The sequence below is a fragment of the Leifsonia sp. 115AMFTsu3.1 genome (genome assembly GCF_004362795.1).
Classification (GTDB): domain Bacteria; phylum Actinomycetota; class Actinomycetes; order Actinomycetales; family Microbacteriaceae; genus Leifsonia.
In genome coordinates, this window is record NZ_SNYB01000002.1 from 1,271,065 (window position 1) to 1,291,537 (window position 20,473).

Sequence of the window (20,473 nt, forward strand, 5' to 3'; positions counted from 1 at the left end):
CAAGGGGCCGGGAGCCGCGGCCCCGTTTCGGCGAACGAGCGGAGCCGCGGCCTACACTGACGGTCATGTCCGACATCGACCGCCCCGTCCCGTCGCCCACGACTGCGCCCGGAGCCGGCCCCGAGGCCAACCGCGCACCGGCCCGCGCCTGGTTCCAGCGCCGCCGCCGAGAGCTCGGCGAGCCGATCGAATCCGCCGACGAGACGGTCCCGCGCGGGATGCGCATCGCCGGCGCGTGGTCGTGGCGCCTCCTGGTGATCGGTGCGGTCCTCGCCGTCGTCATCTTCCTGATCATCCAGCTGAAGCTCATCGTCATCCCCGTGCTCATCGCGGTGCTGCTGGCGGGCCTGCTGGTTCCGTTCAAGGATTTCCTGGTGCGGCACCGCTGGCCGAAGTGGCTGGCGATCGTCGTCGTGCTGATCACGCTGGTGGTCGTCGTCGGCGGGCTGCTCTATCTGGCGATCTGGCAGGTGACGCGGCAGAGCGGGGAGCTGCAGAAGCAGTCGGTCGCGTCCTTCAACGACCTGCAAGCCTGGCTGACGAGCGGACCGCTCGGACTCAGCCCCGACCAGATCAGCAACGCGTTCGCGTCGATCGGGAAGTCGATCCAGCAGGACGGCCAGGTCTTCCTCTCGGGTGCGCTGTCGGTCGGCTCCACCCTCGGCCACGTCTTCGCGGGCGCTCTGCTCGTGCTGTTCAGCACCATCTTCATCCTCATCGACGGCAAGAGCATCTGGGGATGGATCGTCCGCGTTTTCCCGAAGCGGTCGCGCGCGGCGATCGACGGAGCAGGACAGGCCGGCTGGGTCACGCTCAAGAACTTCGCGAAGGTGCAGGTGCTGGTCGCCTCGATCGACGCGCTCGGCATCGGCCTCGGGGCGTTCTTCCTCGGGCTGCCGCTCGTCATCCCGATCTCGGTGCTGGTGTTCCTCGGCTCCTTCATCCCGGTCGTCGGAGCGGTCGTCACCGGGGCGCTCGCGATCTTCATCGCGCTCGTCTTCAAGGGCTGGGTGTTCGCGCTGATCATGCTCGGCGTCGTGCTGCTCGTGCAGCAGATCGAGGGGCACATCCTGCAGCCGCTCATCATGGGCAGCGCCGTGAAGGTGCACCCGCTCGCCGTGGTGCTCGCCGTCGCGGCCGGTTCGCTGCTGGCCGGCATCCCCGGCGCCCTGTTCGCCGTGCCCTTCGTCGCCGTGCTGAACGTGATGGTGCACTACATCGCGAGCGGCGTGTGGCGGAATGTGCCGCCCACGGATTACACGCCGCCGGAGCGGGCGATCTGGGAGACGGTCCCGCGGCCGGTGCGCCGCCCGCCCGCGCGGTCGTAGCACGAGCACGCATACAGTCGCCGGCATACGAGCGCCGCTAGGCTGAGCGCGTGGCAACCGCGACCGATCACACGCGCACCCCGTTCGCAGGCCCCAGCCTGGACGAGTTCGAGGCTGCGCGCGCCATCGTCGCCCACGTCGCCCAGCCGACGCCGATGGAGAGCTCGCGGTTCCTGACCGAGATCCTCGGCGCCCCCGTGCTCCTCAAGTGCGAGAACCTGCAGCGCACTGGCTCCTACAAGATCCGCGGCGCCTACAACCGGATGTCGAAGCTGAGCGCCGAGGAGCGTGCACGCGGCGTCGTCGCGGCCTCCGCGGGCAACCACGCGCAGGGCGTCGCCTTCGCCGCGCGCGAGCTCGGCATCCACGCGACGATCTTCATGCCGGTCGGTGTCGCCATCCCGAAGTTCCAGGCCACACGCGCCTACGGGGCGGATGTGGTGCTCAGCGGCAGCATCGTCGACGAGACGCTGCAGGCGGCCGCCGACTTCGCCGCCGAGACCGGCGCCGTGCTCATCCCGCCTTTCGACCACCCGGATGTGGTCGCCGGCCAGGGGACGCTCGGCCTCGAGATCCTCGACGCCGTCCCCGACGTCTCGACCGTCGTCGTGCCGATCGGCGGAGGCGGCCTCATCTCCGGTGTCGCCAGCGCGATCAAGCAGCGCGCGGCGATCACGGGACGGACGGTCCGCATCGTCGGCGTGCAGGCGGCCAACGCCGCCGCGTACCCGCCGTCGCTCGCCGCGGGGGAGCCGACCGACATCTCGCTCACCGGCACCATCGCCGACGGCATCGCCGTGCGGCGGCCCGGCGCCCTCAACTTCGAGATCATCCGCGAGGCGGTGGACGAGATCGTCACCGTGTCGGAGGACGACATCGCCCGCGCCATGGTCGTGCTCCTGGAGCGCGCCAAGCTCGTGGTCGAGCCCGCGGGCGCGGCCGGCGTCGCCGCCATCCTCGCCGGGTCCGTCACCGCCGACGGCACGACCGTCGCCATCCTCTCCGGCGGCAACATCGACCCCCTGCTCATGCAGCGCGTGATCAGCCAGGGTCTGGCCGCCTCCGACCGCTACCTCAAGCTGACGATCATGCTCCCGGACCGCCCCGGCCAGCTGGCGCGCATCGCCGAGATCCTCGCGGGCGTCAATGCGAACGTGGTCGAGGTGCTGCACACCCGGCACGGGCGGGGGATGCAGATCACCCAGGTCGAGCTGAACGTCAGCGTCGAGACCCGTGGCACCGACCACCGCCGGCACGTCATCGACGCCCTCCGCGCCGCCGGATACGACCCCGTCGTCGTCGACGACGAATAAACGCGAACAGCTCCTGAGTTTTTCGCCCGTTTCACGAGGAAACGGCGGAAAAACTCAGGAGCTGTTCGCGTGGATGCGGGGGAGCGGCTTACTGGCCGGTGTAGGTCTCGACCTTGGTGACCTCGACGGCGATCTGACGGCCGTTCGGAGCCGTGTACTCCGTCTTGTCGCCGACCTTCAGGCCGAGGATGGCCGCGCCGAGCGGGCTCTGCTCGCTGTAGACGGGGAGGTCGGTGCCGGCCGCGATCTCGCGGTTGCCGATGAGGAACACGCTCTCGTCGCCCGCGATGGTCGCGGTGATGACGGTGCCCGGCTCGACGACGCCGTGGCTCTCCGGCGCCGCGCCGACGGTGGCGCTCCGAAGCAGGTTGGTCAGCTGGACGATGCGGGCCTCGATCTTGCCCTGCTCGTCCTTGGCCGCGTGGTAGCCGCCGTTCTCCTTGAGGTCGCCCTCCTCGCGGGCCGCCTCGATGCGCTTCGCGATCTCGTTACGGCCGTTGACGCTGAGCTCCTCGAGTTCGGCCGAGAGACGGTCGTACGCGTCCTGGGTCAGAAACGTGACCTGAGACTCCTGAGACATGATGAACTCCTTCGCGCCTGCGGCTGGAAGCCCCACAAGCTGATAGCACAGTGGCTGATGGTCCGGTTCGGTACCGGTGCTAAAGTCGACGCCCCGGCCACGGCCGGGGCGTATCCGCACAATACTAGGACAGCCAGCAGGTGTTGATCAAACCCGTGTTGGGCTTCATGATCGTGCGGATCGACTCGGTGTGGGCGGTCAACCGGCTCGCGGAACCGGGGTATTCGACGATGCGCCAGCCGACGATCGCGAAGTCCTCGTTGAGGGCCTGGAGGGCGCACGTCACCGGGGTCCCGACGGGCGCGTTGATCGAGAACGAGATGTCGACATGGCTGTCGTCGGGGATCGTGTAGGCGGTGTCGGTGGTCTCGAGGTTCGCCTGGTCGTTGTCCCAGCCGGCCCAGAACGCCCAGACCGTGGCGATGGCGACCGCGGCGATCCCCCCGACGATGAGCAGCCACCGGTCGCGCCGCTTGCGCTGGGGCGTCCGGCCGTAGCGGGTGTCGAGGGTGGGGACGCGGTGGGTCGTCGTCATGCGTGCACCGCCATGCCGTCCAGCCCCGCCTTCCGCTCAGGAGCCCTCCGTCGGGCGACGGTAGGCTGAGACCAGACTAGGAGAGAAAGCTGTGAATGCTGCCGCCCGCAGGCTGATGGCCGTGCACGCCCACCCGGACGACGAGTCCAGCAAGGGTGCGGGGACGTACGCGTCGTACGTCCGCCGCGGCGACGAGGTCATGGTCGTCAGCTGCACCGGAGGGGAGCGCGGCGACGTGCTCAACGAGCGGCTCCCCGCCGACGCTCTCGCGATGGCGGCCCGCGATCTGCCCGGACTCCGCCGGAAGGAGATGGCGGCGGCTCAGGCCGTGCTGGGCATCCAGCACCGGTGGCTCGGCTACGTCGACTCCGGCATGGCGCGTGAGGACGGCTCCCTCCCCCTCAACTCGTTCGCGTCCATCCCGCTCGAGACCTCCGTCGCGCCGCTGGTGAAGCTGATCCGCTCGTTCCGCCCGCACGTGCTCGTCACGTACGACGAGAACGGCGGATACCCGCATCCCGACCACATCCGTGCGCACGTCGTCGGCGTCGAGGCGTACCGCGCGGCCGCCGACCCCGACCGGTTCCCGGAGCTCGGGAAGCCGTGGCAGGTGTCGAAGCTCTACTACGACCGCATCTTCAACGGAGAACGCATCCGCGCGGTGCTCGACGCCCTGCTCGCGGCGGACCCGTCGTCGCCGCTCCTCGACCAGCTGCGGCAGATGCGCTCCTGGATGGACGACCAGCCGCCGCTCGCGACGACGCGCGTCTCCGTCGGCGACGTGCTGGAGACGAGGGATGCCGCCCTGCGCTCCCACGCCAGCCAGGTCGCGCCCGACAGCGCCTTCTTCTTCTGGCCCAACGACATCCTGCGCGCCGCCTGGCCGACGGAGGAGTTCCAGCTCATCGACTCGAAAGTGGAGACCGAGATGCCCGAGACCGACCTGTTCGCGGGGGTGCGTGCGTGATCGCCGACGCCCTGCTGCGCGCCTCCGTCTGGCTGGCCGCCACCCCGACCCCCACGCCGTCCGGTACGCCCGATGACGACTCGGTCACCCCGGGCGTGCTCGGGTTCGTCGTCACGTTCCTGCTGGCCGTGGTCGTCGTCCTGCTGGTGCTCGACATGGTGCGCCGGATCCGGCGCGTGCGGTACCGCGCCGAGATCGCGGAGAAGCTGGATGCGGAAGAAGCGGAGCGCCGCGGCGACGGTTCCGGCGGCCCTGACGGCTCCGACGGTTCCGGCCGGCCGTAGCGCTCGTCAGAACGCCTGCGCCACCCGCTCGGCGAGCAGCGCGACGCCGATCAGCGTCATGGCGATCGCCGACACGCGCGCCATGACCACGGTTCCGCGCGGGCGCGCCGCCAGCAGGCGCCGGGCGAGCACGGCGACGGTCAGGTAGACGACCGCGCACGTCGCCACGAACAGCCCGCCGAGCATCAGCATCTGAGCCGCCGGTGCCCACCCGCCGTGCGCGTTGGTGAACTGCGGCACGAGCGCGACCAGCACCAGCAGGCCCTTCGGGTTGAAGCCGCTGACGCCGGCTCCCCGCAGGAAGGACGCGACCGACGACGAACCGCCCGTCGCCGTGCCGGTCTGCGCGGCGATCGGCGTCGCCGACCGTGCCAGCCCGCTGATCCCGAGCCAGAGCAGGTACAGCGCGCCGCCCACCGTGAGCACGTCGAGAAGCACCGGATTGGCGGCGACGAGCGCTCCCAGCCCGACCGCGACCGCGACGACGACCACAAGGTATCCGAAGAGGATGCCGCCGATCGAGGGCAGGAGGGTCCGGCCGCCGAGCCCGGCCGTCACCGCGTACGCCCAGTCGGCACCGGGCGTGCAGACGAGGAGGGCGGCCACTCCCCAGAAGCCGAAGACCAGTGCCGGATCCATCGCCGTCCTCCCTCCGCCCGCGCTCTGCGGTCTACCGGAAAGCTATGGCGTGGGCGACCGAAAGTGCTTGCGACTTTCGTGCCTTCTGCATCCATTCGTGGAAGAATCTGCTGCATGGACGCCATCGATCGGGAGATCCTCGCTGCGCTGCAGGAGGACGGCCGGCTCAGCCTCACCGACCTGGCCGCACGCGTCGGCCTGACACTGTCGCCGTGCCACCGCCGGGTGCGCGAACTGGAGCGCGCCGGCGTGATCGAGCAGTATCGCGCGGTCGTCTCTCCCGCCGCGGTCGGGCTCGACTTCGAGGCGATCGTGTTCGTCACCATCGACCGCACCGACCCGGAGACCGTCGGGGCCTTCGAGGAGGGCGTGCTCGCCATCCCGAACATCGTGCAGGCCGAACGCCTGTTCGGCGACCCGGACTACATGCTGCGGGTGCTGACCGCCGATCTCACCGGGTACCAGGAGCTGTTCGACGGGCCGCTCGGAGCGCTTCCGGGCGTCCGCAAGCTGTCCTCGACCCTGGTCATGAAGCAGGTGACCGGGCGGCGGGCGCTGCCCACCTGATCCCGCGCCGCAAGCGGCGACTGATTCCGGCAGGTCTCAGCCGGCGTTGTAGGCGGGATGCAGCGCGATCAGGAGCGTCGCCGTCCAGTGACAGAGGAACGCCAGCACCGTCAGCGTGTGGAAGATCTCGTGGAAGCCGAAGCGCCCGGGGAACGGGTTCGGGCGCTTCATCCCGTAGATGACCGCGCCCACCGTGTACATCAGTCCGCCGACGAGCACGAGCACCATCATCGCGACGTTGGCGTCGACGAGGTCGACGATGTACATCATCGCCGCCCAGCCGAGCGCGACGTAGATCGGCACGTACAGCCAGCGCGGGGCGCTGATCCAGAAGACGCGGAAGCCGATGCCGATGAGGGCGCCGGCCCACACCAGGGTGAGCAGCAGGATGCCCTTCTCCGGCGGCAGCGCCAGCACGGCGAGCGGGGTGTACGTGCCCGCGATCAGCAGGAAGATGTTCGCGTGGTCGATGCGCTTCAGGATGATCTTGGCGCGCGGCCGCCAGTTGAAGCGGTGGTACAGGGCGGAGTTCCCGAACAGCAGCATCGAGGTGAGCATGAACACCGCGGACGCCCACTTGGCCGGAGCGCCGTGCGCAAGGGAGATCAGCACGATGCCCGCCACGATGGTGACCGGGAAGGTCGCGGCGTGGATCCAGCCACGCCAGGTCGGCTTGACCTCGCCGGGGAAGGCGGGGGAGGCGTCCAGCAGCGGGATGTTCGGCAGCTCCGGGCCGCCGTCGCGCGCCTCGCGCTCGTCCGCCTGAACGGCCGCATCCGAGGAGCTCAGGTCGGCCGTCGGCTCCGCGAGGAGCTCGGCGACGTCTTCATCGGCTTCGCGGTCGTCGGTCGTACCGGGGTTCTGACTCTCTCGGGGCGACATAGACCAAGAGTAGGGGAGGACGGGTGGCCGGATGCTGTGAGCCGGGCGCCGTCGGCCGCGCTAACGTAGCAGCGTGAGCAGACGCGGAACGCCGGGGATGGGCCGGCGGGAGGGTAGCGGGCTGCTGTACGGGCTCTACCAGAAGCGTCTCCGCCGCGATCTCAATCGCGAGTCGATGCCGAAGCACGTCGCCATGATCATCGATGGCAACCGGCGGTGGGCCCGGCAGGCCGGGCTGACCACCGTCGCGCACGGCCACCGGGCCGGTGCGGCGAAGATGCGCGAGTTCCTGGAGTGGTGCGACGAGCTCGGCATCCAGGTCGTCACGCTGTATCTGCTGTCGTCCGACAACCTCACCAACCGCGAGAGCGGCGAGCTCGGCGACCTGATCGACATCATCGCCCAGCTGGCGGACGACCTCTCCCACTACCGCGACTGGCGGGTCAAGCACGTGGGGTCGGCGACGGGCCTCCCGCCCCGCCTGCTGGAGGCGTTGGCGGATGCGGAGAAGCGCACCGCCGCCAACACCGGGATGCACATCAACCTCGCCGTCGGCTACGGCGGCCGCAAGGAGATCACCGACGCCATGCGCAGCATCGTGGCCGCGCACCACGCCGAGGGCGGCAGCCTGGAGACCCTCGCGGACCTCCTGACCCCCGACCTCATCGGCGAGCACCTCTACACCGGCGGCCAGCCCGATCCCGACCTCGTCATCCGCACATCGGGGGAGCAGCGCCTCAGCGACTTCATGCTCTGGCAGAGCGCCCACAGCGAGTTCTACTTCGTGGAGGCGCTGGGGCCGGACCTGCGCGAGGTCGACTTCCTGCGCGCCGTCCGCGACTACTCGCGCCGGCACCGCCGCTTCGGCGGCTGAGAGGGCGCGTTCGTTTCGTCGCCGATTTCCGGAGGCCGGTCGGGTTCGGCCAGAATCGGAGGGTGACGACGGTCGAGGAGTACGCCCGCGGGTTCGGCGAAGAGCCCGGATATCTGGACTACGGACGGGTCGGACCGCTGTCCGCGACCGTGCGCGCGGAGGCGATCGGGCAGTACGAGATCCTCTCCAAGGCGCGCTACGGCACCATCGAGCGGATGCGCACGGAGGACGAGCGCGTGCGCGAGGGCGTCAGCGCCCTCACCGGGTTCCCAGCCGACCAGGTCAGCTTCCAGCCGAACGCGTCGAGCGGCCTGCTGCACGCCGCCTTCGGGCTGACCGGCGGCGACGTGCTGCTGTCGCTGTCCGAGTTCCCGTCCCTCACCTACGCCGCCGAGCGCGCGGCCCGGGCTCTGCGCGTCATCACGCCGACCTGGCTGGAGACCGACGGCGGCCGTGTGACGCCGTCGCGCATCCGCGAGCAACTGACCGACAGCACCTCGGCCGTGATGGTGAGCCTCGTCGACTCGCGCACCGGCTACCTCGCCGACATCGACGGCATCCGTCAGGTGATCGGCGACCGCCTGCTCATCGTGGACGCCATCCAGGGCTTCGGTGTCGTCGACGCCCCGTGGGAGGTCGCCGACGTCGTCGTGTCGGGCGGTCAGAAGTGGATGCGCGCGGGCTGGGGCACGGGATTCCTCGCGCTCAGCGAGCGCGCGATCGACCACCTGACGCCCGTCTTCAGCGGCTGGACCGGCTCCGGGCCGCAGCAGCCGTGGGATGAGGTGCTCGAGCCGGTGCGCGGCGCCGGCGCCTTCTCGATCTCCAACCCGGACCTCGTCGCGGAGGCGCGCTTCGCGGCGGCGCTCGAAGAGGTCGACGCGGTCGGCGTGAGCGCGATCTCCGCGGCCATCTCCGACAACGTCGAGCGCGTGCTGCAGCTCGCCGACGAGTTCGCCGTGCCGGTCAGCTCCTCGCGGAGCCCCGCCGAGCGCGCCGGGATGATCGTGCTGGAGCCGCTGCCCGAGCAGCTGACCGTGCTCGGCGCGTCCCTCCACAACCACGGCGTCACGGCCTCGGTGCGTGCGACGAACGCGCGGATCAGCGTGCACGCGGGGACGACGGAGGAGACGCTCGACATGCTGCGGGCGGCGTTCACGTCGTACGCGTCGGCGGCCTGACCCGCCGTTCCCGGGCATCCCCTCATCCGGTCGCCTGACGCTCGTCGGCGCCTCCCCGAAGTGGGGGCGATTGTTCACGTCGTCGTAACACGACACGCGGCGGCGCGGTCGAACCGATGTCGGTGCCCGGGCGTAGGTTCAACCCATCGGGCACCGCGCCCGATCGAGACGGCCACAAAAGTTCGTCTCGAAACCAAGCGGCCGTCTCGTCAGTGAGATCCGCCGGTTCCCGAGGGAGCGGCGGGGTGGGAGTGGTCGTGGCGGAATCAGCAACCCGACAGGCAGCAACCCGGTCGAACGGCGAGGCAGCGGGAGCGGCGAAGACGAAAGAGCGCACGTATGTGCTCGACACGTCCGTCCTCCTCTCCGATCCGAAGGCCATCTTCCGTTTCGCGGAGCATGCTGTCGTCATCCCCGTCGTCGTCGTCAGCGAGCTCGAGGGCAAGCGCAACGACCCCGAGCTGGGGTACTTCGCGCGGCAGGCGCTGCGCAACCTCGACGACCTCCGGGTCGAGCACGAACGGCTCGACTTCCCGATCCCCGTCGGTGACGGCGGCTCGCTGCGGGTGGAGCTCAACCACTCGAACATGTCCGTCCTGCCGAGCGGCATGCAGCTCGGCGACAACGACTCGCGCATCCTCGCGGTCGCCCTCAACCTGTCCAACGACGGGCTCGACGTCACCGTCGTCTCGAAAGACCTGCCACTGCGGGTGAAGGCCGCCTCGATCGGCCTCGCCGCGGAGGAGTACCGGCACGAGCAGGTCGTCGACTCCGGCTGGACCGGGCTCGCCGACATCTCGCTCGGCAGCGACCAGATGGCCGCGCTGTACGAAGACGAGTGGATGCGCACCGAGCTGGCCGCGGACTTCCCCGTCAACACCGGCCTCGTCATCCACTCGGACCGCGGCTCGGCCCTGGGCCGCGTCGTTGCCGAGGGCGAGGTGAAGCTGGTGCGCGGCGACCGCGACGTCTTCGGGCTGCACGGGCGCTCGGCGGAGCAGCGGCTCGCGATCGACCTGCTGCTCGACCCGGAGATCGGCATCCTCTCGCTCGGCGGCCGCGCGGGCACCGGCAAATCGGCGCTCGCGCTCTGCGCCGGCCTCGAAGCCGTGCTGGAGCGGCGCCAGCACAAGAAGATCATGGTGTTCCGCCCGCTGTACGCGGTCGGCGGTCAGGAGCTCGGCTACCTGCCCGGCGACGCGGGCGAGAAGATGAACCCGTGGGGTCAGGCGGTGTTCGACACGCTCGGCGCGCTGGTCTCGCAGAACGTGCTGGACGAGGTGCTCGATCGCGGCATCCTCGAGGTGCTGCCGCTCACGCACATCCGCGGCCGGTCGCTGCACGATGCGTTCGTGATCGTCGACGAGGCGCAGTCGCTGGAGCGCAACGTGCTCCTCACGGTGCTCAGCCGGATCGGCCAGAACTCGCGCGTCGTGCTCACTCACGATGTCGCGCAGCGCGACAACCTCCGCGTCGGCCGGCACGACGGCGTCGCCAGCGTGATCGAGACCCTCAAGGGCCACCCGCTGTTCGCGCACGTCACACTGAGCCGCTCGGAGCGCTCCGCGATCGCGGCCCTCGTCACCGAGATGCTGGAGGCCAACGAGCTCGCGTAGCCCGTCGCGCGTCATGCATCGCTGCCCTCCCTCGTCTCCATGGTGACGGGGGAGGGCGCATGACTGCTGCCGACATCCAGCGGGTGCTGGGAGTGATGGATGCTCTGGGCGTTCCGCACGGCGCGCCCCGCCCGGAGGCGGATAACGGCGGGTACGACGCGGCCGTGTGCGACACCCTGGACGGTGTCGTTCGGTTCCGGGTGGCGCGTGTGACGCCCCGCAAGACCGGGCTGTTCGTCGCCGTCTGGCGCCGTGCGGCCGATGGCGGTACCGAGCCGTTCAACCCGGGCGATCAGCGGCGGCTCGTGATCGTCGCCCGGGAGGGGAGTGGCTTCGGGGCGTTCGTGTTCCCGCGCGAGGTGCTCGCTTCGCGCGGCGTCGTGGCAGTCGGCGGCGCGGGCGGCAAGCGCGGGTTCCGGGTCTATCCGCCCTGGTCCGAGGCGACCAGTCCGCAGGCCGCGGCGACCCAGAGCTGGCAGTGCTCGTGGTTCCTCCCGCTCACCGACGACGCACCGGGAGCCCTCGACGCCGCGCGCCGCTTGTTCTGACGCGACCCACGCAATCCACTCCTGAGTTTTTCGCGCGGAAGGCGGCGTGTTGCGCGAAAAACTCAGGAGCTGTTGGTTGCGGTGGCGGCTTGAAGCGGGCCAGCGAGCCAGTGTTCGACCTCGCGCGTCGAACGGAGGCGCACGACGACGAGGTGCGGGTGCGCGCGCTCCGCGACGGGGACGCGCTCCGCGTACGTGTTGCGGGACGAGATCGACCAGCGGATGATGTGCTCCGGGTCGCGGAAGATCGTGCGGAGCCGCGGCTCGCGATTGCCGTTCCAGAGCTCCGTGCGGTGGATGCGGCGGTGCAGCGTCCGGCGGACGACCCGCGGCAGCGTCACCCGGGCAAACGGCAGGTCGAGCCAGACGAGGAGGTCGGCGCGTTCGGCCAGCAGGTCGCGGACCGCGGAGTACTGCCACTCGGTCGTCCACGAGTCGGCCGCGGTGAAGGTGCGGACGTCATCCACGAACTCCGGCCGCGGCTCCCATCCGGGGCCGTGGAAGAGCCCGTCAATCTCGGTGTGCGGTCCGCCGGTCAGGTGCGCGATGCGCCCGGCGAGCGTCGTCTTACCGCTGCCCGACACCCCCGCGACCACCACCCTCCGCGGCCTCCCCGGCAGCGCATCCCCGTACGACAACACCCCTCGACCCTAATTCCGCCCCCCGTCGAGTACGCAAAAACTGCACGCAGAGTGGGGATTCTGCGTGCAGTTTTTGCGTAGTCGACGGGGGTGGGAGACCTCAGCCGGGGTGGGTCATGGAGAGGACGTCGAGGGCGGCGTCCAGCTGCTCGAGGGTGACCTCGCCGCGCTCGACGAAGCCGAGGTCGATGACGGCCTCGCGCACGGTGATGCCCTTGGCGACGGCGTGCTTGGCGACCTTCGCGGCGGCCTCGTAGCCGATCACCCGGTTGAGCGGGGTCACGATCGAGGGGCTCGACTCGGCGAAGGCGCGGGCACGGTCGAGGTTGGCCTCGAGGCCGTCGATCGTCTTGTCGGCGAGCACGCGGCTGGCCTGCGTGAGCAGCCGGATGGACTCCAGCAGCGCGGTCCCCATGACCGGGATGGCGACGTTCAGCTCGAACAGGCCCGACGCCCCGCTCCAGGCGATGGTCGCGTCGTTGCCGACGACCCGCGACGCCACCATGAGCACGGCCTCCGGGATGACCGGGTTGACCTTGCCGGGCATGATCGAGGATCCGGGCTGGAGGTCCGGGATGTGGAGCTCGCCGAGGCCGGTGTTCGGGCCGGAGCCCATCCAGCGGAGGTCGTTCGCGATCTTGGTCAGAGAGACGGCGATCGTGCGGAGGGCGCCGGACGCCTCCACGAGCGCGTCGCGGTTGGCCTGCGCCTCGAAGTGGTTGCGCGCCTCCGTGATCGGCAGCTCGGTCTCGTCCGTCAGCAGCTCGATGACGAGCTGCGGGAAGCCGAGCGGCGTGTTGATTCCGGTTCCGACCGCGGTGCCGCCGAGCGGGACCTCGGCGACGCGGGGGAGGGCGGCGCGGATGCGCTCGATGCCATAGCGGATCTGCGCGGCGTAGCCGCCGAACTCCTGGCCCAGGGTGACCGGGGTCGCATCCATGAGGTGCGTGCGGCCGCTCTTCACGGCCTCCGCCCACAGCTCCGCCTTGGCCTCCAGCGAGACCGCGAGGTGATCGAGGGCCGGGATGAGCTCGTCGATGAGCGCGCCGGTCACGGCGATGTGCACCGAGGTCGGGAAGACGTCGTTCGACGACTGGGAGGCGTTCACGTGGTCGTTCGGGTGCACCGGACGGCCGAGGCGACGCGACGCGAGGGTCGCCAGCACCTCGTTCATGTTCATGTTCGAGGACGTGCCGGAGCCCGTCTGGTACACGTCGATCGGGAACTCGGCGTTGTGCGCGCCGGAGGCCACCTCGTCTGCGGCCGCGGCGATCGCGTCGGCGATCTCCTGGTCGAGCACGCCGAGGCGGGCGTTAGCGAGGGCGGCCGACTTCTTGATGCGTGCCAGTGCGGCGATCTGGGCCGGCTCGAGCACGTCGCCCGAGATGGGGAAGTTCTCGACCGCGCGCTGCGTCTGCGCGCTGTACAGGGCGTCCTTCGGGACGCGCACCTCGCCCATCGTGTCGTGTTCGATGCGGTACTCGGCGTCCGCCTGGGTGTCCACCACGGTGTGTATTTCCTTTCTGTTGGCGGGAGCTGGTGTCAGTCGCGCATGCCGACGACGACGTCGGGGACGACCCGGCCCTCCGCGAGCCGGTAGTTGGCGCCCACGATCGCGAGGGTGTTCTCGGCGACCGCGGAAGAGATGATCTCCGACTGCGCGAGCAGCTCGGAGACGGTGTCGCGCAGGTGCTCGCGGCCCACGGCCGAGGCGTCGACCGCGGACGGCTCGACCGCACCCGGTCCGGCGACGCGGTGCACGGCCGGGACGATCGGCGCGATCAGGTCGGCGATGTGCGGCGGGAGCGGATCCGCGTCCGCGGCCTGGGAGGCGATGGCCGACGCCACCGCGCCGCAGCTGTCGTGGCCGAGCACCAGGATGAGCGGGACGTTGAGCACCGCCACCGCGTACTCCAGCGACCCGACGACCGAGTCGGAGACGACCTGCCCGGCATTGCGCACCACGAAGGCGTCGCCCAGCCCGAGGTCGAAGATGATCTCGGCAGCGAGACGGGAATCGGCGCACCCGAAGATGGCGGCCACCGGCTCCTGGCCGCCGGCGACGACCTCGCGGCGGGTCACATCCTGATGGGGATGCTGCGGCTCGCCCGCGACGAAGCGGGCGTTGCCCTCGAGCATGGCGTTCCAGATCTTTCCGGGGCGCGTGGTGGGCACGGTTATCGTTCTCCTCCGAGTGAGTGGATCTGATCGGCCAGCGACGACGCCACCGTGCGGAACTCGGCGTCGATCGCGGTGCCGAACACGATGATGGAGCTGTCCCCGGCGTGGGTCACCAGGGCGTACTCGACGTTCCCGTTGCCCGACCCCGCTGCACGATTGTCGTAGACGTCCCAGGTCACGCCGTCGATCTCGCGGGTACCCGCGATCCGAGACTTGGCGACCTGATCGGACACCCAGCTGTCGTTCGCGCCGAATCCCTGCGTGACGCCGATGAACTGCTCCTTGGGCGTGATCAGCCCGATGTACCAGGAGTCGACGCCATCGGCGGTCTTGGTGCGCAGCTCGGCGTTGTTCGACTTCCAGGTCGAGGGGAGTTTCGGCACGAGCAGGCGGTCCGGCTCGCTGCCCTGCGCCTCCTGCGCGACGGACGCGTAGTCGACCGGCGGCTTCGTCGCCGTCGGGTTGCCGCGCGGCACGACAAGCACGATCACGGCGACCAGCGCCAGCGTCGCGATCAGCGAGTAGATCAGGTTGTTGATCGTCTGGCGATTGCGGTGGTTCGCCGAGTTCTGCGCCTTGCGGGCGGCCGTCTCCTCCGGCGTCTCCGGACGGCCGAGTTCGGCGACGACCGCGGGCGGCTTGCTGGTGCGGGGGCTCATCCGCCCATGACTTCTGAGGACTGTGGGGCTTCTGACGACTGCGAAGCGGCTCCTGCGCCCGACCGCGCCGCATCGAGTCGGGCCTTCGCGCCGATCAGCCACTCCTCGCAGTGACGGGCGAGAGCCTCGCCGCGCTCCCACAGGGCGATCGACTCTTCGAGCGTCGCCGACCCCTGCTCGAGCTCTCCGACCACGCGGATCAGCTCGTCGCGCGCCTCTTCGTAGCTGAGCGCGCTGAGCGGGTCGCCCGCGGGGGCGGTCTCGGAACTGGGCATGACGTCCATTCTATTTGTCCCGCTGAGGGTCCGCTGGAGCCGACGATCCATCGGCTCCGGCCGACGTGCCGTGACCCGCGGGCGACGGGAGCTCGTCGCCGGCCGTGGCGGCAAAGGAACCGCCCGACACGGTGACCCGCAGTTCGGTGCCGACCCCTGCCTCGGCCGGTTCGGAGACGACGTGACCGGCGGACGTCTGCACGATCGCGTAGCCGCGGTCGAGCGTCCCCTGCGGGGACAGCGCACGGAGCTGGCCGCGCAGCTCGGCGACACGCGTGGTCTCGCGTTCGACGCAGCGGCCGACGAGCTCGGTGCCGCGGGCGACGTAGCGGGTGAGCTCTTCGGCCCGCGCGTCTACGATCCACGAGGGGGAGGCGAGCACGGGTCGCGTGCGCAGGTGCCCGATCCGGTCGATCTCGTGCGCGATCCGTTGCGTGACGCGCACACCCATCCGGGCGCGCGCCTGCTGGACGCGCGCGAGCTCCTCGGCGACGTCCGGCACCACGCGCTTCGCGGCATCCGTCGGGGTGGATGCGCGCAGATCGGCGACCTCGTCGAGCAGCGGCCGGTCGGCCTCGTGCCCGATGGCGCTGACGATGGGCGTGAGCGCGGCCGCGGCCGCCCGCACCAGCCGCTCGTCGCTGAAGCCGAGGAGATTCTGGAAGTCGCCGCCGCCGCGCGCGACGATGATGACCTCGACCTCGGGGTCGGCATCCAATGTGCGGATGGCCGAGACGACCTCCGTCACGGTGCGCTCGCCCTGGACGGACGCGTGCACGACCCGGAAGCGCACCTGCGGCCAGCGCAGCTGCGCGTTGCGGAGCACATCCTTCTCAGCGTCGGAGTCTTTGCCGGTCACCAGACCGATGGTGTGGGGGAGGAACGGCAGGCGCTTCTTGCGCTCGACTGCGAACAGGCCCTCGGCGGCGAGCTGCTGACGCAGCCGCTCCAGCCGCTCGAGCAGGTCGCCGAGGCCGACGTGCTTCATGTCGTAGACCTGCATGGTGAGCGTGCCGCCCTTGACCCAGAAGTTGGGCTTGATGGCGGCCACCACACGGTCACCCTGCTTGAGGTCGGCCGGGATGCGCGCCTTCACCGACGACCAGATCGTGAAGCTGATCGTGGCGTCCTCGTTGAGGTCTTTGAGCTTTCCATAGACGTTTCCGCCCGAGATGCCCCACTGGGTGATCTCGCCCTCGACCCAGGCGGTGCCCAGCCGGTCGATCCATCCCTTGATCTTGCTGTTGAGCAGCGCGACCGGCCACGGTGCGTCGACGGTCGGCGGCGCCGCCTGCATTGCGACCGTGGTCGTCTGGCTCACCGCCGTCTCCCATTCCGTGCTCAGCGCGCTCACGTAGGATCGAGGGGTGAGCGACGCAACCATCAGCCTCCCGATGCCGCGCATTCCCGGCGCCAGGCGACGGCTTCAGGATAACCCGGTCGTCGGACATAAGCGGGTGCTGCTGGCCGCGCCCCGCGGCTACTGCGCCGGTGTCGACCGCGCCGTGGTCGCCGTCGAGAAGGCGCTCGACCTGTACGGTGCCCCCGTCTACGTGCGCAAGCAGATCGTCCACAACGTGCACGTCGTGTCCGAGCTTGAGCAGCAGGGCGCCATCTTCGTGGACGAGGTCGACGAGGTGCCGTCGGGCGCGCACGTCGTGTTCTCGGCGCACGGGGTGTCCCCGGCCGTCGTGAACGCCGCCGCCGAGCGCGGGCTCCGCGCCATCGACGCGACCTGCCCGCTTGTGACCAAGGTGCACCGCGAGGCCGTGCGCTTCTCGCGCGACGACTTTCAGATCCTGCTGATCGGCCACGCTGGTCACGAGGAGGTCGAGGGCACCGCGGGCGAGGCTCCGGACCACGTGACCCTGGTCAACGGACCGGACGACGTCGACTCGATCGTCGTGAAAGACCCGGACAAGGTCGTCTGGCTGTCGCAGACCACGCTCTCTGTCGACGAGACGATGGAGACGGTTCGCCGCCTCCGTGAGCGCTTCCCGAACCTGCAGGACCCGCCGAGCGACGACATCTGCTACGCGACCCAGAACCGGCAGGTCGCCATCAAGAAGGTCGCCGAGCAGGCCGACCTCGTCATCGTCGTCGGCTCCGCCAACTCGTCCAACTCGGTTCGCCTGGTGGAGGTCGCGCTGGAGTACGGCGCGAAGGCCGCCTACCGCGTCGACTACGCCAGCGAGATCAAGCAGGAGTGGCTGGACGGCGTCTCCTCCGTCGGTGTGACGAGCGGCGCATCCGTTCCCGAGGTCCTGGTGCAGGAGGTGCTCGACGACCTCGCCGGTGCCGGCTACCAGGACATCGAGGAGGTCAAGACGGCGGAGGAGGACCTCATGTTCTCGCTGCCGAAGGAGCTCCGCAAGGACATCACGGGCAAGCAGGATGCGCGGGCGCTTGGTGGTCGCGGCCGCTGAGCCGGGAGTCGACCGCTGAGCCGGCGCGCTACGGTGTCTGCACCGGAGTCGACGGCGGCGTGACGCCCCCGTAGAACCCGAGCAGCACCGGGTCCGTCGCGAGGATGGCCCCCGCGAAGATGATCAGCGCGAGCATGGCGACGATCCCCGCGACGAGCGGCACCCAGAACGCCAGGCGGCGCTTCACCAGCAGCCAGGCGGCGAATCCGGCCGACACCGCCCAGATGACCGCGATCACGATCGAGCCGATGAGCACGAGCGTCCCGACCAGCGGCACGGGCACGTACTCGCCGAGCCCGTTCGTGCTGTGCAGCAGTTGCATGGATGCGGGGATGGCCTGCAGCGTCGCGATCGAGTACGTCATCCCGAAGAAGCCGAAGACGCCGAGCAGGACCGTCAGCGTGAGGTTCCAGGTGGGCGCCGGCCGGCCGTCCACGTTCGCCGGCGGAGCACCGGGGGCCGGCGGACGCGGCCCGAGGACCGGGGTCGCCGGCACGGGCGGAACGTCGTCCTCCCGCTCCAGCGGGCGCGAGGTGTCGAGACGGTCGGCATCCGCGGGCGGACGCCACACCCAGCCGGGAGGCGCGAGCTCCCCGTACTGCGGGCGCGGCCGGTCGTCCGGCTGCGGTTCCTGCTCGGCCATCGTGGCCGCCTCCCTTGCTGGAGCCCGTGGCTCGCGTGGTGCGGGCGGCGGCGCGTGACGCGACCGCCGCCCGTGAGTGCTACTTGCCGGAGTGGCCGGCCGAGCCGAGCTGCTGCGTCGCCTCGACGACGCGCGCGGCCATCCCGGTCTCGGCGACCTTGCCCCAGGCGCGCGGGTCGTACGCCTTCTTGTTGCCGACCTCGCCGTCGATCTTGAGCACGCCGTCGTAGTTCTCGAACATGTAGCCGGCGACCGAGCGCGTGAACGCGTACTGCGTGTCGGTGTCGATGTTCATCTTGACGACGCCGTTGCGGACCGCCTCTGCGATCTCCTCGTCGGTCGAGCCCGATCCACCGTGGAAGACGAGGTCGAGCGGCTTCGGGCCGTGGCCGTATTTGGCGGCCAGGCCGTCCTGGATCTCCTTGAGCAGCTCCGGACGCAGCTTCACGTTTCCGGGCTTGTAGACGCCGTGGACGTTGCCGAAGGTGAGCGCGGCCATGTAGCGGCCCTTCTCGCCGAGGCCGAGCGCGTCGACCGCCTTCTCCGCGTCCGCGAGGGTCGTGTAAAGGGCCTCGTTGGAGCCTTCGTGACGGACGCCGTCCTCCTCGCCGCCGACGACGCCGATCTCGACCTCGAGGATGGCGTTGATGGCCTTGGTGCGCTTGAGCATCTCCTGCGCGATCTCGAGGTTCTCGTCGAGCGGGACCGCCGAGCCGTCCCACATGTGCGACTGGAAGATCGGGTTGCGGCCCGCCTTCACCTCCTCCTCGGAGGCGGCGATGAGGGGCAGCACGAAGTCGTCGAGGGCGTTCTTCGGGCAGTGGTCGGTGTGCAGCGCGACCGTGATGGGGTAGTTCTTGGCGACCTCGGTGGCGAAGCGGGCGAACGCGAGCGCGCCGGTCGCGCGGGCCTTGACGGTCTGGCCGGCGAAGTAGTCGGCACCGCCGGTGGTGACCTGGATGATCCCGTCGCTCCCCGCCTCGGTGAGACCCTGCAGCACGGCGTTGATCGTCTGCGACGACGACACGTTGAACGCCGGGTAGGCGAAGCCGCCGGCCTTCGCTTTGTCGAGCATCTCTGCGTACTGGTCCGGCGTGGCGATGGGCATTGCGGCTCCTTGAGGATCGGGGTGTCGAACGCCCTCATCATACCGAGGCGCCCCGGTGCGCCCGGGGGCGCGTCTCGCGGACGCGCGGGCTCCGCGCGGGTGCACATCCGTGCGGACCCCCTGACGCGGCAGGGGGCGGTCGATACACTGGCAGCGTCCGGCGGCGGGCATCCCGCTCCGGTATCGACGACGACGTTCCGAATCCGTCCGGGAGGACCCACCATGAGCATGACCGACACCGCCACGCACTTCCAGCACCCGGACAGGAACCTGGCGATGGAGCTGGTGCGGGCGACGGAGGCGGCGGCGATCCGGGCGACACCGTGGATCGGGCGCGGCGACAAGAACGCGGCCGACGGTGCGGCGGTGGATGCGATGCGCAAGTTCCTCGGGACGGTCAACTTCGACGGCGTCATCGTGATCGGCGAGGGCGAGAAGGACAACGCGCCGATGCTGTTCAACGGCGAGCATGTCGGCAACGGACGCGGGCCCGCCGTGGATATCGCGGTCGACCCGATCGACGGCACCTCGCTGACGGCGGCCGGGCGGCAGAACGCGCTGTCGGTCATCGCGGTGTCCGACCGGGGATCGATGCTGGACGCGTCGAGCGTGTTCCGGATGAACAAGATCGTGACCGGCCCGGCCGGCCACGGTGTCGTGGACCTCTCGCAGTCGATCGGTGAGAACATCCGGGCGCTGGCGAAGGCGCTGGGCAAGCCGGTCACGGAGGTTCGGGTGGCGGTGCTGGACCGGCCGCGGCATGAGGGCCTGATCGAGGAGATCCGGGCGGCGGGGGCCGGGACGCGGCTGCTGCTCGACGGCGATGTCGCGGGTGGCATCAACGCCGCCCGTTACGAGTCGCGGATCGACATGTGCGTCGGCATCGGCGGCAGCCCGGAGGGCGTGATCACGGCGGCGGCGATCAAGGCCCTCGGCGGGTTCATGCAGGGCATGCTGGCCCCGAGCGACGACGAGGAGCGGGCGAAGGGCATCGCCGCAGGGCTGAAAATGGACACCATTCTGAGCGCGGACGACCTGGTGCAGGGCGACAACACGTTCTTCGTCGCGACCGGCGTGACCGACGGCGGCCTGGTGGAGGGCGTGCGCCGTAAGGGACCGATCATCCGGACGGAGTCGATCGTGCTCCGGTCGAAGTCAGGCACCGCCCGTCGCGTGGTGGCGGACCACCTCGCGGAGAAGTGGCTGGAGCCCGACCAGCTCTGAGG

Annotated in this window: 23 protein-coding genes; 11 read left to right on the forward strand and 12 right to left on the reverse strand. The window is 70.2% G+C overall.

The window, feature by feature from the left end; translation table 11 throughout:
* Positions 1–65: 65 nt before the first annotated feature.
* On the forward strand, positions 66–1,328 hold the full coding sequence (locus AXZ95_RS17150) for an AI-2E family transporter (RefSeq protein WP_018191564.1): 1,263 nt from the start codon (positions 66–68) through the stop codon (positions 1,326–1,328).
* 50 nt (positions 1,329–1,378) lie between these two features.
* The gene (ilvA, locus tag AXZ95_RS17155) at positions 1,379–2,641 is read left to right on the forward strand and encodes a threonine ammonia-lyase (protein WP_018191563.1); all 1,263 of its coding nucleotides are present in this window, start codon (positions 1,379–1,381) and stop codon (positions 2,639–2,641) included.
* An 88-nt stretch (positions 2,642–2,729) separates the two neighbouring features.
* On the opposite strand, the gene greA is transcribed toward ilvA, so the two are convergent.
* Both greA and AXZ95_RS17165 read right to left on the reverse strand, forming a co-directional pair.
* Positions 2,730–3,221 carry a transcription elongation factor GreA gene (gene greA, locus AXZ95_RS17160; protein WP_018191562.1) on the reverse strand — a complete coding sequence of 164 codons (492 nt, stop codon included), beginning with the start codon at positions 3,219–3,221 and terminating at the stop codon, positions 2,730–2,732.
* A gap of 124 nt (positions 3,222–3,345) precedes the next feature.
* Positions 3,346–3,756 (reverse strand): DUF4307 domain-containing protein, encoded by a 411-nt coding sequence (locus AXZ95_RS17165; protein WP_018191561.1) that lies wholly within the window; start codon positions 3,754–3,756, stop codon positions 3,346–3,348.
* Between the two features lie 115 nt (positions 3,757–3,871).
* Between AXZ95_RS17165 and mca the strand changes: the two genes are divergently transcribed.
* Together mca and AXZ95_RS17175 are read left to right on the forward strand one after the other, a co-directional pair.
* On the forward strand, positions 3,872–4,723 hold the full coding sequence (gene mca / locus AXZ95_RS17170) for a mycothiol conjugate amidase Mca (RefSeq protein WP_018191560.1): 852 nt from the start codon (positions 3,872–3,874) through the stop codon (positions 4,721–4,723).
* The gene (locus tag AXZ95_RS17175; protein WP_018191559.1) at positions 4,720–5,007 is read left to right on the forward strand and encodes a hypothetical protein; all 288 of its coding nucleotides are present in this window, start codon (positions 4,720–4,722) and stop codon (positions 5,005–5,007) included. Before mca ends, AXZ95_RS17175 begins: the two co-directional genes overlap by 4 nt.
* Before the next feature lie 6 nt (positions 5,008–5,013).
* On the opposite strand, the gene AXZ95_RS17180 is transcribed toward AXZ95_RS17175, so the two are convergent.
* Positions 5,014–5,646, reverse strand: coding sequence for a LysE family translocator (locus tag AXZ95_RS17180; RefSeq protein ID WP_018191558.1), 633 nt, complete (start codon positions 5,644–5,646; stop codon positions 5,014–5,016).
* A 114-nt stretch (positions 5,647–5,760) separates the two neighbouring features.
* Here AXZ95_RS17180 and AXZ95_RS17185 point away from each other — a divergent pair, with 114 nt between their 5' ends.
* Positions 5,761–6,213 carry an Lrp/AsnC family transcriptional regulator gene (locus AXZ95_RS17185; RefSeq protein ID WP_018191557.1) on the forward strand — a complete coding sequence of 151 codons (453 nt, stop codon included), beginning with the start codon at positions 5,761–5,763 and terminating at the stop codon, positions 6,211–6,213.
* A gap of 36 nt (positions 6,214–6,249) precedes the next feature.
* Here AXZ95_RS17185 and AXZ95_RS17190 read toward each other — a convergent pair whose 3' ends face one another.
* Positions 6,250–7,095, reverse strand: coding sequence for a hemolysin III family protein (locus AXZ95_RS17190; protein ID WP_018191556.1), 846 nt, complete (start codon positions 7,093–7,095; stop codon positions 6,250–6,252).
* Positions 7,096–7,192: 97 nt separating this feature from the next.
* On the opposite strand from AXZ95_RS17190, the gene AXZ95_RS17195 reads away from it, so the two are divergent.
* From AXZ95_RS17195 to AXZ95_RS17210, 4 genes are all read left to right on the forward strand, one after another.
* On the forward strand, positions 7,193–7,969 hold the full coding sequence (locus AXZ95_RS17195; RefSeq protein WP_018191555.1) for an isoprenyl transferase: 777 nt from the start codon (positions 7,193–7,195) through the stop codon (positions 7,967–7,969).
* A gap of 62 nt (positions 7,970–8,031) precedes the next feature.
* Complete coding sequence (locus AXZ95_RS17200) at positions 8,032–9,150, forward strand: aminotransferase class V-fold PLP-dependent enzyme (RefSeq protein WP_018191554.1); 1,119 nt, start codon at positions 8,032–8,034, stop codon at positions 9,148–9,150.
* A gap of 257 nt (positions 9,151–9,407) precedes the next feature.
* Positions 9,408–10,766, forward strand: coding sequence for a PhoH family protein (locus tag AXZ95_RS17205; protein ID WP_026307236.1), 1,359 nt, complete (start codon positions 9,408–9,410; stop codon positions 10,764–10,766).
* A gap of 59 nt (positions 10,767–10,825) precedes the next feature.
* Positions 10,826–11,314 carry a MepB family protein gene (locus AXZ95_RS17210; protein ID WP_018191552.1) on the forward strand — a complete coding sequence of 163 codons (489 nt, stop codon included), beginning with the start codon at positions 10,826–10,828 and terminating at the stop codon, positions 11,312–11,314.
* Between the two features lie 62 nt (positions 11,315–11,376).
* On the opposite strand, the gene AXZ95_RS17215 is transcribed toward AXZ95_RS17210, so the two are convergent.
* From AXZ95_RS17215 to xseA, 6 genes are all read right to left on the reverse strand, one after another.
* On the reverse strand, positions 11,377–11,955 hold the full coding sequence (locus AXZ95_RS17215; RefSeq protein ID WP_231374449.1) for an AAA family ATPase: 579 nt from the start codon (positions 11,953–11,955) through the stop codon (positions 11,377–11,379).
* A gap of 100 nt (positions 11,956–12,055) precedes the next feature.
* Entirely contained in the window at positions 12,056–13,462 is a 1,407-nt protein-coding gene (locus AXZ95_RS17220; protein WP_026307234.1) for a class II fumarate hydratase, read from the reverse strand.
* A 35-nt stretch (positions 13,463–13,497) separates the two neighbouring features.
* Entirely contained in the window at positions 13,498–14,094 is a 597-nt protein-coding gene (locus AXZ95_RS17225; RefSeq protein WP_172823249.1) for a carbonic anhydrase, read from the reverse strand.
* A gap of 38 nt (positions 14,095–14,132) precedes the next feature.
* Positions 14,133–14,795: a DUF4245 domain-containing protein gene (locus tag AXZ95_RS17230; protein ID WP_018191548.1), complete on the reverse strand. Its 663-nt coding sequence runs from the start codon at positions 14,793–14,795 to the stop codon at positions 14,133–14,135.
* A complete protein-coding gene (locus tag AXZ95_RS17235) occupies positions 14,792–15,070 on the reverse strand; it encodes an exodeoxyribonuclease VII small subunit (protein ID WP_018191547.1) in 279 nt (92 codons plus the stop codon). Before AXZ95_RS17235 ends, AXZ95_RS17230 begins: the two co-directional genes overlap by 4 nt.
* A 10-nt stretch (positions 15,071–15,080) precedes the next feature.
* Positions 15,081–16,391, reverse strand: coding sequence for an exodeoxyribonuclease VII large subunit (gene xseA, locus AXZ95_RS17240; protein ID WP_026307233.1), 1,311 nt, complete (start codon positions 16,389–16,391; stop codon positions 15,081–15,083).
* Between the two features lie 73 nt (positions 16,392–16,464).
* Between xseA and AXZ95_RS17245 the strand changes: the two genes are divergently transcribed.
* Positions 16,465–17,496 carry a 4-hydroxy-3-methylbut-2-enyl diphosphate reductase gene (locus AXZ95_RS17245; RefSeq protein WP_026307232.1) on the forward strand — a complete coding sequence of 344 codons (1,032 nt, stop codon included), beginning with the start codon at positions 16,465–16,467 and terminating at the stop codon, positions 17,494–17,496.
* A gap of 28 nt (positions 17,497–17,524) precedes the next feature.
* Here the strand turns inward: AXZ95_RS17245 and AXZ95_RS17250 are convergent, their stop codons facing one another.
* Entirely contained in the window at positions 17,525–18,139 is a 615-nt protein-coding gene (locus AXZ95_RS17250) for a DUF6264 family protein (RefSeq protein WP_018191544.1), read from the reverse strand.
* Positions 18,140–18,218: 79 nt separating this feature from the next.
* Positions 18,219–19,247: a class II fructose-bisphosphate aldolase gene (fbaA, locus tag AXZ95_RS17255; RefSeq protein WP_018191543.1), complete on the reverse strand. Its 1,029-nt coding sequence runs from the start codon at positions 19,245–19,247 to the stop codon at positions 18,219–18,221.
* A gap of 222 nt (positions 19,248–19,469) precedes the next feature.
* Between fbaA and glpX the strand changes: the two genes are divergently transcribed.
* Positions 19,470–20,471: a class II fructose-bisphosphatase gene (glpX, locus tag AXZ95_RS17260; protein WP_018191542.1), complete on the forward strand. Its 1,002-nt coding sequence runs from the start codon at positions 19,470–19,472 to the stop codon at positions 20,469–20,471.
* Positions 20,472–20,473: the final 2 nt, after the last annotated feature.

Coding starts and splice junctions, on each gene's coding strand:
- AXZ95_RS17150 (WP_018191564.1), top strand. CDS start 66: ATGTCCGACATCGACCGCCCCGTCCCGTCGCCCACGACTGCGCCCGGA.
- greA (WP_018191562.1), bottom strand. CDS start 3,221: ATGTCTCAGGAGTCTCAGGTCACGTTTCTGACCCAGGACGCGTACGAC.
- AXZ95_RS17165 (WP_018191561.1), bottom strand. CDS start 3,756: ATGACGACGACCCACCGCGTCCCCACCCTCGACACCCGCTACGGCCGG.
- mca (WP_018191560.1), top strand. CDS start 3,872: ATGGCCGTGCACGCCCACCCGGACGACGAGTCCAGCAAGGGTGCGGGG.
- AXZ95_RS17180 (WP_018191558.1), bottom strand. CDS start 5,646: ATGGATCCGGCACTGGTCTTCGGCTTCTGGGGAGTGGCCGCCCTCCTC.
- AXZ95_RS17185 (WP_018191557.1), top strand. CDS start 5,761: ATGGACGCCATCGATCGGGAGATCCTCGCTGCGCTGCAGGAGGACGGC.
- AXZ95_RS17190 (WP_018191556.1), bottom strand. CDS start 7,095: ATGTCGCCCCGAGAGAGTCAGAACCCCGGTACGACCGACGACCGCGAA.
- AXZ95_RS17195 (WP_018191555.1), top strand. CDS start 7,193: ATGGGCCGGCGGGAGGGTAGCGGGCTGCTGTACGGGCTCTACCAGAAG.
- AXZ95_RS17210 (WP_018191552.1), top strand. CDS start 10,826: ATGACTGCTGCCGACATCCAGCGGGTGCTGGGAGTGATGGATGCTCTG.
- AXZ95_RS17225 (WP_172823249.1), bottom strand. CDS start 14,094: ATGCTCGAGGGCAACGCCCGCTTCGTCGCGGGCGAGCCGCAGCATCCC.
- AXZ95_RS17230 (WP_018191548.1), bottom strand. CDS start 14,795: ATGAGCCCCCGCACCAGCAAGCCGCCCGCGGTCGTCGCCGAACTCGGC.
- AXZ95_RS17235 (WP_018191547.1), bottom strand. CDS start 15,070: ATGCCCAGTTCCGAGACCGCCCCCGCGGGCGACCCGCTCAGCGCGCTC.
- AXZ95_RS17245 (WP_026307232.1), top strand. CDS start 16,465: ATGCCGCGCATTCCCGGCGCCAGGCGACGGCTTCAGGATAACCCGGTC.
- AXZ95_RS17250 (WP_018191544.1), bottom strand. CDS start 18,139: ATGGCCGAGCAGGAACCGCAGCCGGACGACCGGCCGCGCCCGCAGTAC.
- fbaA (WP_018191543.1), bottom strand. CDS start 19,247: ATGCCCATCGCCACGCCGGACCAGTACGCAGAGATGCTCGACAAAGCG.
- glpX (WP_018191542.1), top strand. CDS start 19,470: ATGAGCATGACCGACACCGCCACGCACTTCCAGCACCCGGACAGGAAC.